A 361-nucleotide genomic window follows, 5' to 3' on the forward strand; every position below is an offset into this window, starting at 1 on the left:
AGTTGGTGTTGCCGGTTGATCGGCCGCGTCCGGCGGAGCCGAGTTATCGGGGCGATCATGTGCGGTTCGCTGTTTCGGCGGAGTTGCATGGTGGGTTGCTGGCGTTGGCCAGGCAGAGTGGTGCGACGTTGTTCATGGTGGTGCAGTCGGCGCTGGCGGCGTTGTTGTCCCGGCTGGGTGCTGGGGGTGATGTCCCGATCGGGACTCCGGTGGCCGGGCGGTTGGATGACGCGCTGGATGATCTGGTCGGGTTCTTCGTCAACACGCTGGTGTTGCGGACCGATACTTCGGGCGATCCGACGTTCCGTGAGCTGATCGATCGGGTCCGGGCTACAGATCTGGCCGCCTACGAGCATCAGGA

General features: G+C 64.3%; 1 protein-coding gene. It reads left to right on the forward strand.

Translation table 11 applies throughout. The features are described from left to right. Window positions 1–361, forward strand: a 361-nt coding sequence (locus V5E28_RS49255) for a condensation domain-containing protein (RefSeq protein WP_336217221.1), incomplete at both ends; no start/stop codon positions are given.

The sequence above is a fragment of the Nonomuraea sp. LPB2021202275-12-8 genome (genome assembly GCF_037044575.1).
GTDB lineage: Bacteria > Actinomycetota > Actinomycetes > Streptosporangiales > Streptosporangiaceae > Nonomuraea.